Origin of the sequence: Kitasatospora sp. GAS204B, from assembly GCF_029892155.1 — a bacterium.
Classification (GTDB): Bacteria; Actinomycetota; Actinomycetes; order Streptomycetales; family Streptomycetaceae; genus Kitasatospora.
Map to the genome: position 1 here is coordinate 58,143 of NZ_JARZAG010000003.1, position 16,120 is coordinate 74,262.

General features: G+C 69.9%; 17 protein-coding genes and 1 pseudogene. 14 read left to right on the forward strand and 4 right to left on the reverse strand.

Annotated elements, in window-relative coordinates:
• Position 1: 1 nt before the first annotated feature.
• From P3T41_RS05260 to P3T41_RS05295, 8 genes and pseudogenes are all read left to right on the forward strand, one after another.
• On the forward strand, positions 2 to 715 hold the full coding sequence (locus P3T41_RS05260) for a hypothetical protein (protein ID WP_280688150.1): 714 nt from the start codon (positions 2 to 4) through the stop codon (positions 713 to 715).
• Between the two features lie 206 nt (positions 716 to 921).
• Entirely contained in the window at positions 922 to 2,511 is a 1,590-nt protein-coding gene (locus P3T41_RS05265) for a hypothetical protein (protein ID WP_280688152.1), read from the forward strand.
• Between the two features lie 76 nt (positions 2,512 to 2,587).
• Positions 2,588 to 4,165: pseudogene (lysX, locus tag P3T41_RS05270) on the forward strand (bifunctional lysylphosphatidylglycerol synthetase/lysine--tRNA ligase LysX); the annotation flags it as partial.
• A gap of 4 nt (positions 4,166 to 4,169) precedes the next feature.
• On the forward strand, positions 4,170 to 4,334 hold the full coding sequence (locus tag P3T41_RS05275) for a hypothetical protein (protein ID WP_280688156.1): 165 nt from the start codon (positions 4,170 to 4,172) through the stop codon (positions 4,332 to 4,334).
• Between the two features lie 87 nt (positions 4,335 to 4,421).
• Positions 4,422 to 4,826 carry a BlaI/MecI/CopY family transcriptional regulator gene (locus tag P3T41_RS05280; RefSeq protein WP_280688158.1) on the forward strand — a complete coding sequence of 135 codons (405 nt, stop codon included), beginning with the start codon at positions 4,422 to 4,424 and terminating at the stop codon, positions 4,824 to 4,826.
• Between the two features lie 10 nt (positions 4,827 to 4,836).
• Positions 4,837 to 5,364: an amino-acid N-acetyltransferase gene (locus P3T41_RS05285; protein ID WP_280688160.1), complete on the forward strand. Its 528-nt coding sequence runs from the start codon at positions 4,837 to 4,839 to the stop codon at positions 5,362 to 5,364.
• A 195-nt stretch (positions 5,365 to 5,559) separates the two neighbouring features.
• A complete protein-coding gene (locus tag P3T41_RS05290) occupies positions 5,560 to 5,910 on the forward strand; it encodes an Lsr2 family protein (RefSeq protein WP_280688161.1) in 351 nt (116 codons plus the stop codon).
• Positions 5,911 to 6,577: 667 nt separating this feature from the next.
• Positions 6,578 to 9,094, forward strand: coding sequence for an ATP-dependent Clp protease ATP-binding subunit (locus tag P3T41_RS05295; RefSeq protein WP_280688163.1), 2,517 nt, complete (start codon positions 6,578 to 6,580; stop codon positions 9,092 to 9,094).
• A gap of 71 nt (positions 9,095 to 9,165) precedes the next feature.
• On the opposite strand, the gene P3T41_RS05300 is transcribed toward P3T41_RS05295, so the two are convergent.
• A complete protein-coding gene (locus P3T41_RS05300; protein ID WP_280688165.1) occupies positions 9,166 to 9,609 on the reverse strand; it encodes an ATP-binding protein in 444 nt (147 codons plus the stop codon).
• 34 nt (positions 9,610 to 9,643) lie between these two features.
• Here P3T41_RS05300 and P3T41_RS05305 point away from each other — a divergent pair, with 34 nt between their 5' ends.
• The 4 genes from P3T41_RS05305 to P3T41_RS05320 are packed head-to-tail and all read left to right on the forward strand — an operon-like array spanning position 9,644 to position 11,571.
• Positions 9,644 to 10,123, forward strand: coding sequence for a helix-turn-helix transcriptional regulator (locus P3T41_RS05305; protein WP_280688168.1), 480 nt, complete (start codon positions 9,644 to 9,646; stop codon positions 10,121 to 10,123).
• Positions 10,099 to 10,563 (forward strand): DUF5753 domain-containing protein, encoded by a 465-nt coding sequence (locus P3T41_RS05310; RefSeq protein ID WP_280688686.1) that lies wholly within the window; start codon positions 10,099 to 10,101, stop codon positions 10,561 to 10,563. The genes P3T41_RS05305 and P3T41_RS05310 overlap by 25 nt, the downstream gene beginning before the upstream one ends.
• Entirely contained in the window at positions 10,553 to 10,765 is a 213-nt protein-coding gene (locus P3T41_RS05315) for a DUF397 domain-containing protein (protein ID WP_280688170.1), read from the forward strand. Before P3T41_RS05310 ends, P3T41_RS05315 begins: the two co-directional genes overlap by 11 nt.
• Positions 10,766 to 10,776: 11 nt before the next feature.
• Complete coding sequence (locus P3T41_RS05320) at positions 10,777 to 11,571, forward strand: alpha/beta hydrolase (RefSeq protein WP_280688172.1); 795 nt, start codon at positions 10,777 to 10,779, stop codon at positions 11,569 to 11,571.
• A 169-nt stretch (positions 11,572 to 11,740) separates the two neighbouring features.
• On the opposite strand, the gene P3T41_RS05325 is transcribed toward P3T41_RS05320, so the two are convergent.
• Positions 11,741 to 12,904: a pentapeptide repeat-containing protein gene (locus P3T41_RS05325; RefSeq protein ID WP_280688174.1), complete on the reverse strand. Its 1,164-nt coding sequence runs from the start codon at positions 12,902 to 12,904 to the stop codon at positions 11,741 to 11,743.
• Positions 12,905 to 13,076: 172 nt separating this feature from the next.
• Between P3T41_RS05325 and P3T41_RS05330 the strand changes: the two genes are divergently transcribed.
• On the forward strand, positions 13,077 to 13,289 hold the full coding sequence (locus tag P3T41_RS05330; protein WP_280688176.1) for a cold-shock protein: 213 nt from the start codon (positions 13,077 to 13,079) through the stop codon (positions 13,287 to 13,289).
• 10 nt (positions 13,290 to 13,299) lie between these two features.
• Here P3T41_RS05330 and P3T41_RS05335 read toward each other — a convergent pair whose 3' ends face one another.
• Both P3T41_RS05335 and P3T41_RS05340 read right to left on the reverse strand, forming a co-directional pair.
• Positions 13,300 to 13,911, reverse strand: coding sequence for an XRE family transcriptional regulator (locus tag P3T41_RS05335; protein WP_280688178.1), 612 nt, complete (start codon positions 13,909 to 13,911; stop codon positions 13,300 to 13,302).
• 74 nt (positions 13,912 to 13,985) lie between these two features.
• Positions 13,986 to 14,942 (reverse strand): helix-turn-helix domain-containing protein, encoded by a 957-nt coding sequence (locus tag P3T41_RS05340; protein ID WP_280688180.1) that lies wholly within the window; start codon positions 14,940 to 14,942, stop codon positions 13,986 to 13,988.
• Positions 14,943 to 15,052: 110 nt separating this feature from the next.
• Here P3T41_RS05340 and P3T41_RS05345 point away from each other — a divergent pair, with 110 nt between their 5' ends.
• Positions 15,053 to 16,081: a saccharopine dehydrogenase NADP-binding domain-containing protein gene (locus P3T41_RS05345; RefSeq protein WP_280688182.1), complete on the forward strand. Its 1,029-nt coding sequence runs from the start codon at positions 15,053 to 15,055 to the stop codon at positions 16,079 to 16,081.
• Positions 16,082 to 16,120: the final 39 nt, after the last annotated feature.

A 16,120-nucleotide genomic window follows, 5' to 3' on the forward strand; every position in this document is an offset into this window, starting at 1 on the left:
CATGCCCACGCCCCACGGATCCCGCGGCGGCATGGCCTTCAGCGCCGACGAAGTGCGCGTGCTGCGCCGTGCCCTCGCCCAAGCTCTCCACCCCACCGTTCCCGCGCAGCTGCCGCTCGGCGCCGCCCTCTGGGTCGAGGACGTCCAGGAGGCGCTCCGCCTGACCGAGGCGATCGACGAGGCCGCCCAGGAGGGCGGTCGGCTGCGCCGGTTCCTGCTCGCCGAACTGGTCCGCTACCGCGGCGCGCTGCCCGGCAGCGCCCGCGGCTACCTGGAACGCCTGGAGGACGCGGTCACCACCGGCTACCTGCCCGGACCCGACGACCTCTCGGCCCTGCGCGCCCTGACCCGCCAGCCCTGCGGCCCCGGCGAACACACCCGCCGCTCCCGACTGGCCGCCCGCTGCCACGCCCTGGCCGAGGCCGCCGTCCGCGAACGCCTCGCGCTCGCCGCCGGCCCGCCCCGCCCCGCCGCCGAGCCAGGCCCGGCCCCCGCGCGCCATCTGGCGGCCGTGCCCAGCCCCCTCACCGACCGAGCCGGAGGACCGACCCCGATGAGCACTCGCCCCCAGCAGCCCCCCGCCCCGGCTCAGCGGCCCAGCCGGATCCCCACCCCCGCCGAGCTCTTCGCCCGCCGACCGGCACCGGCGGTGGTACCCGTTCCCGTCCCGGCACAGGACGAAGAGGATGAGGAGCTCGCGACCGGGACGGGGTGAAACCGCGTCCGAACCGCGTGCCATCGCCCCTCGGGGCGGTGGCGCGCAGTGCTTTATCGATAATTCGATCACCTTATGACTGATGAATGGTCAATCTTTCTCAAAATCTCCGCACGCTTACGCACGACTGTCCACAAGTGACCGATTCGTACCGCCGCCGCCCCCATAAGGTCCGCTGGGACCAATTCAGCAACCAGGGGGACCCCGTGCTTTCAGCCCGCACCCGCAGAGCCACCGCCGCCGGCGCCACGGCGCTCACCGCGCTCCTCACCGCCGGCCTGACGGCTTTGCCGGCGCACGCGGCGGCCGGCACGCTGACCATCAGCGGCCAGGCGGCCTACGCGCTGCCCACCGATGGGAGCACCCAGCAACTGCAGCTGACGATCGCCGACCCGCAGTCGACCAAGCCGCAGCTGAGCAAGGTCACGATCGACACCAGCGCACTGGCCGGTATCGCCTCCTACCAGAGCACCGCCGGCTGCACCGCTCAGGGCGCCACCTTCACCTGTGACGAGTTCATCGGCAACGGCTCCACCGAGCTCCAGCTGCCCTTCCAGGCGGCCAAGGGTGCGAAGCTCGGAGCCTCCGGCAAGCTGCACCTCACGGCTGCCACGCCGGACGGCGGCTCCGCCTCGTTCGACACCGCGCTGACCGTCGGCGGCACCAAGCTGTCGGTCAAGCCGCTCCCCGCACAGAACGGCCTCAAGGTCGGCTCGACCATCACCACCGGCCTGGAGATCACCAACAACGGGCCGCTGGCCTCCACCCAGACGAACATCGAGATCTACTCGGACACCGCGCTGCCGATGCACCAGTACGGCAACTGCCTCTACGACCACAGCTCGGGCATCGAGTCGCTCGCGATCTGCACCATCAACACCGGCATCGCTCCCGGCGAGACGGTCCACCTCGACCCGGTGCAGTTCGATGTGACCAGCCAGGCCCTGGGCGAGGACATCGAGTTCAACGTGAGCCCGCAGCCGGTCGACCTCGCACGATTCTCCAGCACCGACAAGTTCGTTCAGGGCAGCGGCCCGCGACTGACCCTCGGCAAGCCCGAGTCCCCGGCCCCGATCCCGTCCACCGTGGCCGAGCTGAACATGAATGTCGGGGCCGACCTGGAAGTGAGCGTCGACAACAGCGCGGACTTCGTCGCACTCGGCAGCTGGAAGCCGCAGGCCGGTGGCAAGCAGGGCACCCTGGAGGTCGGCCTGCGCAACGACGGTCCGGCCATGATCAGCAGCCGGGCCGGCTCCTCCGTCGCCGACCTGCAGGTGATCCTGCCCGCCGGGGTCAAGGCGACCACGGTGCCGAACGGCTGCCGAGCGGCGAACCTCTCCGACCCGGCGGGTCGGACCATGTACCGCTGCGACACCAAGGACACGCAGCTGGCCGGCTCCAAGATCACCTTCGACTTCGGCATCCAGGTCGACGACCCGACCGCCACCCGCAACGGCCTGGTCGACTTCGTGAACGGCGAGGCGCCGTCCGACTTCAACGCCACCGACAAGCTGAGCTTCGACCCGAACCCGGCCAACAACAGCGTCCAGCTCGCGTTCGGCGCCCAGGCCGCGACCGCCTCCCCCAGCACCGCCCCCGCCACCGCCATCAGCGCCGCCCCCGCGAGCAGCGCCCCGACCGCCTCCCCCACCAAGGCCGCCGGCCAGGACCTCGCCTTCACCGGCGGCGGCTCCAACAGCGGCACCATCGCCGCCGTCGGCGCCGGCGTGGTCGTCCTCGGCGCGGGTGCGCTCGTCTACGCGAACCGCCGCCGCAAGGCCGCCACGCACAACTGACACCCGCGGCACCCTCGCCCCGCCACCGGCGTCATGCGGTGGCGGGGCGAGGTGTTCGGCTCGCTACCCTGATGAGGTGAGCGATCAGAGCAGCCTTCCCGCGACCGACGACCTCCCCGAGCAGATGCGCGTGAGGCGCGAGAAGCTCGACCGGCTCCGGGCCGCGGGTGTCGACCCGTACCCCGTGGGGTTTCCCCGGACCACCACCATCGCGGAGCTGCGCGCCAAGTACCCGGAGCTGCCGACCGACACCGCGACCGGTGAGCGGGTCGGGGTGACCGGGCGGGTGATCCTGGCGCGGACCGGCGGCAAGCTCTGCTTCGCGACGCTGCGTGACGGCTCGGGCGACCTTCAGGTGATGCTCTCGCTGGACCGGCTCGGCGAGGAGCGGCTGGCGGCCTGGAAGGGCGACATCGACCTGGGCGACCAGGTGGGCGTCGAGGGCGAGGTGATCACCTCCAAGCGCGGTGAGCTGAGCATCATGGTGGAGAGCTGGGCGCTGACCGCCAAGTGCCTGCGCCCGCTGCCGGACAAGCACAAGGGCCTGACCGACCCGGAGGCCCGGGTCCGCCAGCGGTACGTGGACCTGATCGTCAATCCGGAGGCGCGCGAGATCCTGCGGCTGCGCACCAGGGTGGTCCGCTCGATCCGCCGCACCTACGAGGACCGGGGCTACCTCGAGGTCGAGACCCCGATGCTGCAGCCGATCCACGGCGGTGCCAACGCCCGCCCGTTCATCACCCACAGCAACGCCTACGACGTCGACCTCTACCTGCGGATCGCCACCGAGCTGTACCTCAAGCGGCTGGTGGTCGGCGGCGCCGAGAAGGTCTTCGAGATCAACCGGAACTTCCGCAACGAGGGCGCCGACGCGACCCACAACCCGGAGTTCACCGCGCTGGAGTCCTACGAGGCGTACGGCGACTACGACACCCAGGCCGAGCTGATCCGGGCGATCGTGATCAACGCGGCCCAGGACGCGCTGGGCACCACCGTGGTGCGCGGCACCGACCCGCACGGCGTCGAGCACGAGATCGACCTGGCCGAGCCGTGGGAGGAGGTCAGCGTCTACCCGGGGATCTCCGCCCGGCTGGGCACCGAGGTGACCCCGCGGACCTCGGTCGAGGAGCTGCGCAAGCTCGCCGACGCGGCCGGCGTGCCCTACGAGAAGGAGTGGGGCCACGGCCAGATCGTCCTGGAGATGGTCGAGCGGTTGCTGGAGGAGAACGCGATCCGGCCGACCTTCATCAAGGACTACCCGACCGAGGTCTCCCCGCTGACCCGCCAGCACCGGTCGATCCCGGGCGTGGCCGAGAAGTGGGACCTGGTGATCCTCGGCACCGAGCTGGGCACCGCCTACTCCGAGCTGATCGACCCGGTCGAGCAGCGCGCCCGGCTGACCGCCCAGTCGCTGCTGGCGGCCGGCGGCGACGTCGAGGCGATGCAGCTGGACGAGGACTTCCTGCGCGCCCTGGAGTACGCCATGCCGCCCACCGGCGGCCTGGGCCTGGGCGTCGACCGCCTGATCATGCTGCTCACCGGCAAGAACATCCGCGAGACGGTGCTCTTCCCGCTGGTGCGGCCGGAGGCCAAGCAGAGCGGCACCGGGAACGCCGGGCCCAGCGAGACTACTGAGCAGACCGAGGGAGAGTGACCTGATGGAGTACGTCAGTGCGATCGTGCCGCCGCTGGTGATGGCGATCGGCTTCGGGTTCCTGGTGCGGGCCATCATCCGCAGCCAGGGCGGCGCCCAGAAGGGCAAGGAGGACGCGGCCGTCGACGCGATGCAGCGGGCCGCCGCCGCCCGGCAGCCGGCCGAGTAGGCGGGCAGGCCACTGGTGGAGGCCGTTTCCCCACGCGGGGGGAGCGGCCTTCACGAATAACCGGACAAAACTCTTTAAAGTGGTCGTATGGTGCGGCAACTCGGCGAGCTTGAGAACGCCGTCATGACCCGGGTGTGGCAGTGGAACCGCCTGGTGACGGTTCGCGAGGTGCTGGTCGATCTGCGCGCGGAACGGGAAATCGCGTACACCACGGTGATGACCGTGCTGGACAAGCTCTACCGAAAGGGCTGGCTGCGTCGGGAGCGCGAGGGGCGCGCCTATCGATATGCGCCGGTGGCCACGCGTGAGGCGTACACGGCATCGCTGATGAACGAGGCGTGGAGCACCAGTGACAATCCCGCCGCCGCGCTGGTGCACTTCTTCGGCATGATGTCCGGCGAGCAACGGGCCGCACTGCGCGACGCGCTTCGAGTAGCCGGACCCGATCTGCGATACGGAACGGAGGAGACCCCTCCCCCGCCGACGCGATAACGTCCCGCCCATGGAGGTCACCATCCGCCGGGCGCGGACCACTGATGTGCGGGCCGTGCGCCGGCTCATCGACAGCTACTCGCGCGACGGCATTCTGCTGGACAAGCCCACCGTCGCGCTGTTCGAATCCGTCCAGGAGTTCTGGGTGGCCGAGCGGGACGAGGACGGCACGGTGGTCGCCTGCGGCGCGCTGCACGTGATGTGGGAGGACCTCGCCGAGGTCCGCACCCTGGCCGTCGACCCGATCTGCCGAGGCCACGGCATCGGGCACATCCTGCTGGGGCGGCTGCTGGAGACCGCCCGCTGGCTCGGCGTCCGTCGGATTTTCTGCTTGACGTTCGAGGTGGCCTTCTTCGCGAAACACGGCTTCGTCGAGATCGGGGAAACCGATGATGGTACGACAGACCCGGCCGTCATCGCTACGGAAGTGTATGAAGAACTCCTTCGTTCCTACGACGAAGGAGTGGCGGAGTTCCTCGATCTGGAGCGTGTGAAGCCCAACACCCTGGGCAACTCCCGCATGCTGCTGCACCTCTGAACCGCTGCTGGGACGGTGTCGGACAGTTGCCGGGCAGTTGGCTGACAGTAGCCCGCACAGTTGCCGGGCAGTTGACCCGCGACTTGCCGCAGAGCGCTTGGCACGCCCGGGCGAAGAGACCGGGGTTTGTGTTTTCTGAGAAAAGGCGGTTTCCTTTCCCTAAGGCATTGGGTCGTTAAGAGGAAAGGGAGTCCCGTGGCACAGAGGGTGCAGGTCATTCTTGAAGACGATCTCGACGGCGGTTCGGCGGACGAGACGGTGACGTTCGCCCTCGACGGCGTTGCCTACGAGATCGACCTGAAGTCCGGCAACGCGGAGAAGCTGCGCGAGCTGCTCGCTCCGTTCGTCGAAAAGGGCCGCAAGCAGAGCGGTCGGCTCACCGGCGCGCGTCGTGCCGGTGGCCGCAGCGCCGCCCGCCCGGCGGCCAGCAGTGCGGACACCGCCAAGATCCGCACGTGGGCCAAGGACAACGGCTTCCCGGTGAACGACCGGGGCCGGGTCCCGAGCAACGTCCGTGAGGCGTACGAGGCCGCCAACGTCTCCTGACGCGCTCCTGGTCGCCACCCGGCGCCCGCAGCGCATCGCGCCGCCCACGACGGGGCGCGGAGGTCCACCCTCCGCGCGCCGTGGCCCGCGCCAGCCGCCAGCACACTCACGGACTGTGCAACGCTGGAACGACGAAGCGGTCACGGCGCCCGCCCCGTTCGGCCCTACCCGGGCCGCAGCACCACCGCCTCCGGCCGGCGTTCCCACTACCACGGGCCGCCGGGCCGCCGGTTGAGTCCCTGTCATCCGGGGCCCGCCGGGCCGCACTTCTCCCCGGGCGAACAACACCACCCGGGAAACTGCACGAGACGACCGGAATTTCCGGTATGAATGCAGGTGGGGAGGGCGACAGAGGCAGCACCGGCTTCCGGAGCCCACCCCGGAGGCAAGCCGCGAAGCCGACAAACGAGGCGCGTGCGCACTGTTCCCAATCGGGGCGCGGAGCGTGTTCGCCGTTGGCGTAGCGGCAACACGTGCATCGGGCCGACTGGCGGGAACACCGTTCCCCAGCATCAGGTTGGGAAGGGTGTCGGCTCGTCGCGCAGCATGATTTCCTCGCAGTCGCGAGGGAACACCGTAGGCCGCGCCGCTGAGCGGGACTAGCATGCGGAAGGACAGGGCGGGGACAGTCCCCGAACTGCCCGACCGCTCTGAGGAGCGATTAACGATGTTCGAGAGGTTCACCGACCGCGCGCGGCGGGTTGTCGTCCTGGCTCAGGAAGAAGCCCGGATGCTCAACCACAACTACATCGGCACCGAGCACATCCTCCTGGGTCTGATCCACGAGGGTGAGGGTGTCGCCGCTAAGGCCCTGGAGAGCCTCGGGATCTCTCTTGAGGCGGTCCGCCAGCAGGTCGAAGAGATCATCGGCCAGGGCCAGCAGGCCCCGTCCGGTCACATCCCGTTCACCCCCCGGGCCAAGAAGGTGCTGGAGCTGTCGCTCCGCGAGGCCCTTCAGCTCGGCCACAACTACATCGGTACCGAGCACATCCTGCTCGGGCTGATCCGCGAGGGCGAGGGCGTCGCCGCCCAGGTCCTCGTCAAGCTCGGCGCCGACCTCAACCGGGTGCGCCAGCAGGTCATCCAGCTGCTCTCCGGTTACCAGGGCGGCGGCAAGGAGTCGGCCACGGCCGGCGGGCCCGCCGAGGGCACCCCGTCGACCTCGCTGGTCCTGGACCAGTTCGGCCGCAACCTCACCCAGGCCGCCCGCGAGGCCAAACTCGACCCGGTGATCGGGCGCGAGAAGGAGATCGAGCGGGTCATGCAGGTGCTGTCCCGCCGCACCAAGAACAACCCGGTGCTGATCGGCGAGCCCGGCGTCGGCAAGACCGCCGTCGTCGAGGGTCTGGCCCAGGCGATCGTCAAGGGCGAGGTCCCCGAGACGCTGAAGGACAAGCAGCTCTACACGCTGGACCTCGGCGCCCTGGTGGCCGGTTCGCGCTACCGCGGTGACTTCGAGGAGCGCCTGAAGAAGGTGCTCAAGGAGATCCGCACCCGCGGCGACATCATCCTCTTCATCGACGAGCTGCACACCCTGGTCGGCGCGGGCGCCGCCGAGGGTGCGATCGACGCGGCCTCGATCCTGAAGCCGATGCTGGCCCGCGGTGAGCTGCAGACGATCGGCGCCACCACGTTGGACGAGTACCGCAAGCACCTGGAGAAGGACGCCGCGCTGGAGCGCCGCTTCCAGCCGATCCAGGTCGCCGAGCCCTCGCTCCCGCACACCATCGAGATCCTCAAGGGTCTGCGCGACCGGTACGAGGCCCACCACCGGGTCTCGATCACCGACGCCGCCCTGGTCGCCGCCGCCACCCTGGCCGACCGGTACATCTCGGACCGCTTCCTGCCGGACAAGGCGATCGACCTGATCGACGAGGCCGGTTCCCGGATGCGCATCCGCCGGATGACCGCGCCGCCGGACCTGCGCGAGTTCGACGAGAAGATCGCCGAGGTCCGCCGCGAGAAGGAGAGCGCGATCGACGCGCAGGACTTCGAGAAGGCCGCCTCGCTGCGTGACGACGAGAAGCAGCTCCTGAACGCGAAGTCCAAGCGCGAGAAGGAGTGGAAGGCCGGCGACATGGACGTCGTCGCCGAGGTCGACGAGGAGCTGATCGCCGAGGTCCTCGCCACCGCCACCGGCATCCCGGTCTTCAAGCTGACCGAGGAGGAGTCCTCCCGCCTGCTGCGCATGGAGGACGAGCTGCACAAGCGCGTCATCGGCCAGAAGGACGCCATCAAGGCGCTCTCCCAGGCCATCCGGCGCACCCGTGCGGGCCTCAAGGACCCGAAGCGTCCCGGCGGCTCGTTCATCTTCGCCGGCCCCTCGGGTGTCGGTAAGACCGAGCTCTCCAAGACGCTGGCCGAGTTCCTCTTCGGCGACGAGGACGCGCTGATCGCCCTCGACATGTCGGAGTTCAGCGAGAAGCACACCGTCTCGCGGCTGTTCGGCTCCCCGCCCGGCTACGTCGGGTACGAGGAGGGCGGCCAGCTCACCGAGAAGGTGCGCCGCAAGCCGTTCTCGGTGGTCCTCTTCGACGAGGTCGAGAAGGCCCACCCGGACATCTTCAACTCGCTGCTGCAGATCCTGGAGGACGGTCGCCTGACCGACTCCCAGGGCCGGGTGGTGGACTTCAAGAACACCGTCATCATCATGACCACCAACCTCGGCACCCGGGACATCTCCAAGGGCTTCGGCCTGGGCTTCGCGGCCAGCGGCGACACCGCCACCGGCTACGAGCGGATGAAGGCCAAGGTCGGCGAGGAGCTCAAGCAGCACTTCCGCCCCGAGTTCCTCAACCGTGTCGATGACATCGTGGTCTTCCACCAGCTGACCGAGGAAGACATCATCCAGATCGTCGACCTGATGATCGAGAAGGTGGACGGCCGCCTCAAGGACCGCGACATGGGCCTGGAGCTCAGCATCGAGGCCAAGAAGCTGCTGGCCAAGCGCGGTTACGACCCGCTGCTGGGCGCGCGCCCGCTGCGTCGCACGATCCAGCGCGAGATCGAGGACCACCTCTCCGAGAAGATCCTCTTCGGCGAGCTGCGGGCCGGCCACATCGTGGTCGTCGGCGTGGAGGGTGAGGGCAAGGAAGCCAAGTTCACCTTCCGCGGCGAGGAGAAGTCGGCGGTCGCCGACACCCCGGCGGCGGTCGCGGCCGCGGGTCCCGACCTGACGAAGTAGTACCTGGCTTTTCCCGTAGTGGCGGTGGGCCCCCTCGAAGACCTTGGGTTTTCGAGGGGGCCCACCGCTGTTCACGCCTGGTCATCGGCGGGCGGAATCTCGCACCAGACGAACTTGCCGAAGCCCTGCACGCGCGGGCAGCAACCCCAGCGAGTCGCCAGCGACTTGACGAGGAGCAGGCCGCGTCCTGACTCCTCGCCCGTGCCGACGGCCTGGCGTGGCACCGGGCGCCGGGCTGTGCCGATGTCGTGCACCTCGATCCGCAGCGGCCGGTTCTCGGCGAGGCTCACGATCACCCGGATCAGCGTGCCCCGGTCCGCGCCGTGGACCACGGCGTTGGTGACCAGTTCGCTGAGGACCAGTTCGCCGCTGTCCGCGTAGCGCTCACCGCCCTTGGCGCGGGTGAGGACCTCGCGCAGAAACGCCCGGGCACGGCGGGGGCTCAAGTTGCTCCTGGGGAACCAGCGGTCGGCCTCGACAACCCAGGCGGGTGGTTTGGCAACGGATTCGGGCATGCGGGAGCCTCCCATGGGGCACGGTGGCCGGTATGTGACGCTCTCCAGCCTGGGGGTCGGCGGGGGCGGCATGCCAGGGGGGCAATGGCAGCAAGAGCGTTGTGGGAATGGGGAGTTCGAACACATGGGCGCAGAACGGTTCAACCAGAAGATCGGGTGGAAGTACTTCGGCACCGAACTCAAGCTCGCTCGGGAGGAGAAGGGGCTCTCCCAGCAGCAGTTGGGGGCGCTGATCTTCGTATCGGGGTCGTATGTCGGCCAGTTCGAATCGGCCACCCGCAAGCCGCAGCTTGATGTCGCCGAGCGCATTGATGTGGCGCTCGACACCAAAGGGCGCTTCACCCGGATGTGCCAGGAGCTGATCGACAGCTCGCCGTTCTCCGACAACTTCGCGATCGTCGCCGAGCTTGAGCAGCAGGCGATCAGCATCTGCGAGTACGGGGCCAGCTGTTCCCCGGCCTGCTGCAGACCGAGGCCTACACGCGGGCCATCTACCTCGCCTGCCAACCGCTGATCCCCAAGGAGGAGCTCGATCAACTGGTGGCCGCTCGCCTGGCCAGGCCGAAACTGCTGGCCGGACCAACAACGCCCCTGCTCTGGGTGATCATCGACGAGTCGGCGATCCGGCGGCCGCTGGGCGGCCCGGCGACCATGGCCGGCCAGCTCCGCCACGTCGCGGAGCTGGCCGAGAACGGGCTCATCATCCTGCAGGTGGTTCCGTTCTCGGCCGGTGGCCACGCACTCCAGGAAGGCAACATGCGCATCATGGCCTTCGCCGACGCGCCGCCCTTGGCCTATGTGGAAGGCCCATTCGCGAGCCAACTGATCGATGATCCGGCCATGGTGGCCAAGTGCGGGATGCTCTACGATCTCGTGAGAGCGTCCGCGCTGCCACGCGAGGCCTCTCTGGCACTGGTCAAGGCGGCTGCAGAGGAATACGCACGTGAGCAATGACCGCGCACCGTCCTGGCGCAAGTCCAGCTACAGCGGCGGCACCGAGGGAAACAACTGCGTCGAGGTGGCCGACGGCCTCACCGGCGTCCTCCCGGTCCGCGACTCCAAGGACCCCCACGGACCCGCACTGGCCTTCACTCCTGACGCCTGGTCAGCCTTCGTCTCCGCCCTCAAGTCCGGAACTGTCGCAACACGGGCCTAGTTGTTAGCTCTGTGACGACTCATCAGCTCGCCTACCGCGAGAGCACCGGCCAGGGCCGCCCCGTCATCCTCGTGCACGGCAACTCCAGTTCCTCCCGTACCTGGCAGCGGCTGCTGGACAGCCCGTTCGGGCAGCGCTACCGCTGCCTCGCCCCGGACCTGCCCGGGCACGGCAAGTCCCCGCGTTCCACCGACGGTTACTCGATCTCGGGCTACACCCACGCGCTGGCTGCCTTCGCCCGGGACACCGGGGCCCGGGACGCGCTGATCGTGGGCTGGAGTCTGGGCGGGCACATCGCGCTCGAAGCGGCACCCGAACTGCCGGACGCCGCCGGGTTCGCGATCTTCGGCACCCCGCCGCTGACCGGCCCCGAGGCGATGAGCAGCGCCTTCCTGCCGCACCCCGCACTCGCGGTGGGCTTCAGCGCGGAGGTCGGCCCGCAGGAGGCGCACGCCTACGCGGCCGCCCAGCTCTCCCCCGACTCGCCGCTCTCCCCGGCGTCGGCTGTCGCCGACATCCTGGCCACCGATCCGGCCGCCCGCAGCGACCTCGCGGCCGCCCTCGCCTCGGGCGCGATAGCCGACGAACTCGCCATCGCCCGCACGCTCCGGCAGCCGCTGGCCATCCTGCACGGCGACGAGGACCAGCTGATCAGCCTGCCTTACCTGCGCTCCCTCGCACCGTCGCTGCCCACCCTGTGGCGCCACGAGATCCAGCTGATCCCCGGTGTCGGACACTGCCCCCAGGAGGAACGACCGGAGGCGCTCGCGGCCCTGCTGACGAAGTTCGTGACCGGCCTCGCCTGACGGGCCTAGGGCCTGTACGGCGGATCTTTTCGGATGAACCCGCGGCGTTGGGCGCCCGGCTGGGCGTGCGCCCGAGTCGTCCTCGTACTGGACGTACTTGGGCGATTCGGGCGTGCGTCCAGCCGGGATGCCCGGCGTCGCGGGCCCGGAAAGATCCGCCGTACAGGCCCTAGACCGAGCGCAGGGTCGGCACGTCTCTCACCAGCGCGGCGGCCGGCAGCAGAATGCTCTGCTCGGCGCCGGGATCCTCGGCGATGACGACGCCGGCTTCCTGGAAGTCGAAGCCCGTCGGCCAGATCGTGCGGTTGCTTGCCAGCGCGCCCGCCAATTTCGCGCGTTCCAGATCAGCACCGGTGAGGTCGGTTCCCCGGAGGTCGGCCAGCCGCAGATCCGCACCGGTGAACCTGGTGCCGTGGGCCCGTGCCTTGCGCAGATTCGCCTCCCGCAGGTCCGCATCGGAGAAGTCCGCGTCGCCGAGGTCGGCCTTGACCATGCGAGCTCCGCGCAGGTCGGCTTCGATGCAGCGGCACTGGTGGAGTATCGACGTCCCGAGCTCCACGTGCCGCAGGTTGGCCGCGATCAGCGATGCCTTGGTCAGGTTGACCTGGTAGATGCTCGCGGCCTCCAGGCAGGCGCCATCGAAGTTGATGTCGTTCAGCCACAGTCCGTCGCAGTCGGCCCGACGAAGGTCGGTATAGCTGACGTTGAGCCAGTCGGGACGACGACCCTGCTGGCACAGGACGCCGAGACCGGTGAGCGCCACCTGGGCATCCGCGGCGCGGGTCTCCAGCGGAGGCACGGAGTTGATGGAGGTCTCCGCCAACGGGGTCTCCGCCGACGGGGACTGCGCCGACGGGAACTGCGGCCCCTGCGGCGGCCATGGCAGATGCGTCCGAAGGTACGCCGCCATGATCGAGATGACCGCCTCGCGGTCGTGCGCCGAATGGTCCGCGATCCGCCACAGCGCATAGAGACCACCGATCCGCACGTCCAGCTTCTCGCTGCCGAGTTGATCGACCGCTCGGCTGAAGCGGTCGGTGATGTGTCCCTCCCGGGTGGCGTTCAGGCCCTCCTGACTGACCCTCAACTGCCGCCAGGTGGCGTACGCCCCGAAGAGGACGACGGCGCCACCCACCGCCTGTAGGAGCGTGGTGCGCACGTTGTTCACAGCTCCGACCCGGTCGGCGGCCCCGATCCGGGCACCCCCGAGATCGTGGTCGACCACCAACCCTGGCAGCACCACCACCAGCACGGTCAGCGCGGCGAGCGCCGCCAGCACCGCCGCCGCGATGAGCACGGCACTGACCCAACGACGCCGCGAGGCGGGCGACATGCGGCGTCCATGACGAGATCCCCCCGTATCCATGCGCACATGATCCCAGGTCGGTCCGGGAACCGTGGTGACTATCTGTAGGAAACCAGGTGCGCACTGCGGTGGCTGGGGCATGATCAGCTCTGTGGCGGCCGCCCTGGCCGTCACAGCTCGTGCGACGCAGGGAGTAGGCATGGCCGACAGGCAGACCGGGACAGTGAAGTGGTTCAACGACGAGAAGGGCTTCGGCTTCGTCACCCCGGATGGCGGCGGTGACGACCTCTTCGTGCACTTCAGGGCGATCGAGAGCGACGGATTCAAGAGCCTCAAGGAGGGGCAGAAGGTCTCCTTCGTCGCCGAGCAGGGCCAGAAGGGCATGCAGGCTGCGCAGGTCCGGCCGGAATAGCCCTCGCCGGCTACCTCGAACCCCGGGCGGCACCGAACTCGGGGTCGGTCAGGTGCAACCGCTCCTCCGCTCGGTGGTGCAGCAGCAGCACCGAGCGGACGGGGCCGTCCAGCGCCGTGTAGCTGTGCGGCATCGTGGCGTCGAACCCCACGTAGTCGCCGGGGCCCAGCTCCACCTCGTCGCCGTCCACCCGCACCCCGAGCCGGCCGGCCTGGACCACGGTGTGCTCGCTGCCGACGTGGCCGAGCGAGTCCTGCCGGCAGCCGCCCCGCACCTGCTGGTCGTAGATCTCGAAGACGGAGTCGCCCGACTCGATCCGCCGCAGCGGCCGCAGGTCGACGCCCTCACCGCTGAGCACTTCGACGTCGGCGGCGCGGACCACGGTCAGCCCGCCGGTCGGCCGGCCCTCCACCAGGTCGGAGATCGGCACCTCCAGCACCCGCGAGAGGCTGAAGACCGTCTCGATGGTGGGGTTGCCGGCGCCCGACTCCAGCTGCGACAGGGTCGCCTTGCCGATCTTCGACCGGCGGGACAGCTCGGAGAGCGACAACCCGCGCTGGATCCGCACCCGCTTCAGGTTGGCGCCCAGCACCTCCCGGACCGACCCCTCGGAGCTGCTCACGCGCTTTCCCTTTCCCTGTGCCGGCGTTCGGCATGCCGTACGGAACCTGCCAGCCGACGCGTTCATTATGCCGATCACTCCGGGCCGGGGCGGGTGCGCGCGCGGAAGGTGCGGCGGTAGGTGTCCGGCGGCACGCCGACCGTGCGGTTGAAGTGCCGGCGCAGCGTGGTGGCGGTGCCCATGCCGGTCGCCGCCGCGACGCTGTCGATGCTGTCGTCGGTGGTCTCCAGCAACTCCTGGGCGTGGCGGATCCGTTGAGTGAGCAGCCACTGCAGCGGGGTGGTACCGGTCACCGACCTGAAGTGGCGGCCCAGGTTGCGCGAGCTCATCCGGGCCCGGCGGGCCAGGTCCGCCACGGTCAGCGGCTCGTCCAGCCGTTCGAGCACCCAGGGGAAGAGTTCGGCGAGCGGGTGGTTGTCCGGGGCGGGGACCGGGGTGGTGACGAACTGGGCCTGGCCGCCGTCCCGGTGCGGCGGCACGACCAGGCGGCGGGCGAGGGTGTTGGCGATCGAGGAGCCGTGGTCGAGGCGGACGAGGTGCAGGCAGAGGTCCATGGCGGCTGCCTTGCCGGCGGAGGTGAGCACGCTGCCGTTGTCCACGTAGAGGACGTCCGGGTCGACCGTCACCCGGGGATAGCGGGCGGCCAGGGCCTCGGTGTGCGCCCAGTGCGTGGTCGCGCGCCGCCCGTCCAGCAGGCCGGCGGCGGCCAGCACGAACGCGCCCGTGCAGAGGGAGGCCACGCGCGCGCCGGCCTCGTGAGCCGCGCGCACCGCGTCGACCAGGTCGGCGGGCGGGTCCTGCTCGGTGTCGGCCCAGCCCGGGACGATCACGGTGTCGGCGCGCGCGAGCCGGTCGAGTCCGTGGTCCGGCTCCAGTCGGAACCGGCCGACCCGCACGGCAGCCGACCCGCAGAGGACGAGGTCGTACCAGGGGCCGGTCACGGCGGCCGGGGCGGGACCGAAGACCTCGCAGGCCAGGGCCAGTTCGAAGTGCAGCATCCCGTCGGTGACGGCCAGCGCGACAGTTCCCATGTCCGGAATTGTATGGGTGATGGCGTTCCGGACACTCGTGTGGGGCGCCGATCCTCGCCAGGATGTTCGTGACGGATCACAACGGATCGTTCGAGTACGGGGGAGAACCCATGGAATCGGGACTCACGGTGGCGGTGTTCGGGGCGTACGGGCACACCGGGCGCTTCGTGGTGGCGCAGTTGCGGGATCGCGGGTTCGTCCCGATCCTCTCCGGCCGCGACGCCGGCAAGCTGCGCGCACTGGCGTCCGCGACCGGACTCGACGCCCGCCCGGCGTCGGTCGACGACCCCGCCTCGCTCGACCGCGCCCTGGCCGGTGCGGCGGCCGTGATCAACTGCGCCGGGCCGTTCGCCACAACGGCCGCCCCCGTGATCGAGGCGGCCCTGCGCGCCGGGATCCCGTATCTGGACATGGCCGCTGAACTCGAGGCCAACACCGATACGTTCACCCACTTCACCGACCGCGCTCGCGCCGCAGGAGCGTTGATCGTTCCCGCGATGGCTTTCTACGGCGGGCTCGGGGACCTGCTGGTCACCGCGGCGATGGGCGACTGGACGGCGGCCGACGAGGCGCACATCGCGTACGCGCTGAACAGTTGGCATCCCACCCCCGGGACGCGCACGGCGGGCGCGGTCTCCCGGGAGCGGCGCGGCGGCGGCCGCCTGGTGTTCACGAACGGGCAACTGGAGTACCGCTATGACACCCCGCCGACCGTCGAGTGGCCCTTCCCCGACCCGATGGGCCCGCGAGACGTCATCGCGGAGTTCACGATGGCCGACGTCATCACCGTCCCCAGCCACCTGCCCATCCCCGAAGTGCGCACCTACATGACGGTCGAGGCGGCCAGCGAGGTGACGGCCCCGGACACCCCGACCCCGACCCCGGTCGACCCGCACGGCCGGTCCGCGCAGACCTTCCTCGTCGACGTCGTCGTACGCTCCGGCGAGACCGAACGGCGCGCCGTGGCAACGGGCCAGGACATCTACGCCGTCACCGCGCCCCTCGTGGTGGAGGCGGTCGACCGCATCCTCACGGGCCGCACCAAGGCGGTCGGCGTCGCCTCCGCCGGCGAGATCTTCGACGCGCCCGACTTCCTCCGCGCGTTGTCCTCGCACATCTCCGTGGAACTGCGCCCGTAGGACGAACGACCCCTCCAAAACCGGTCGGCCCCGGTCCGC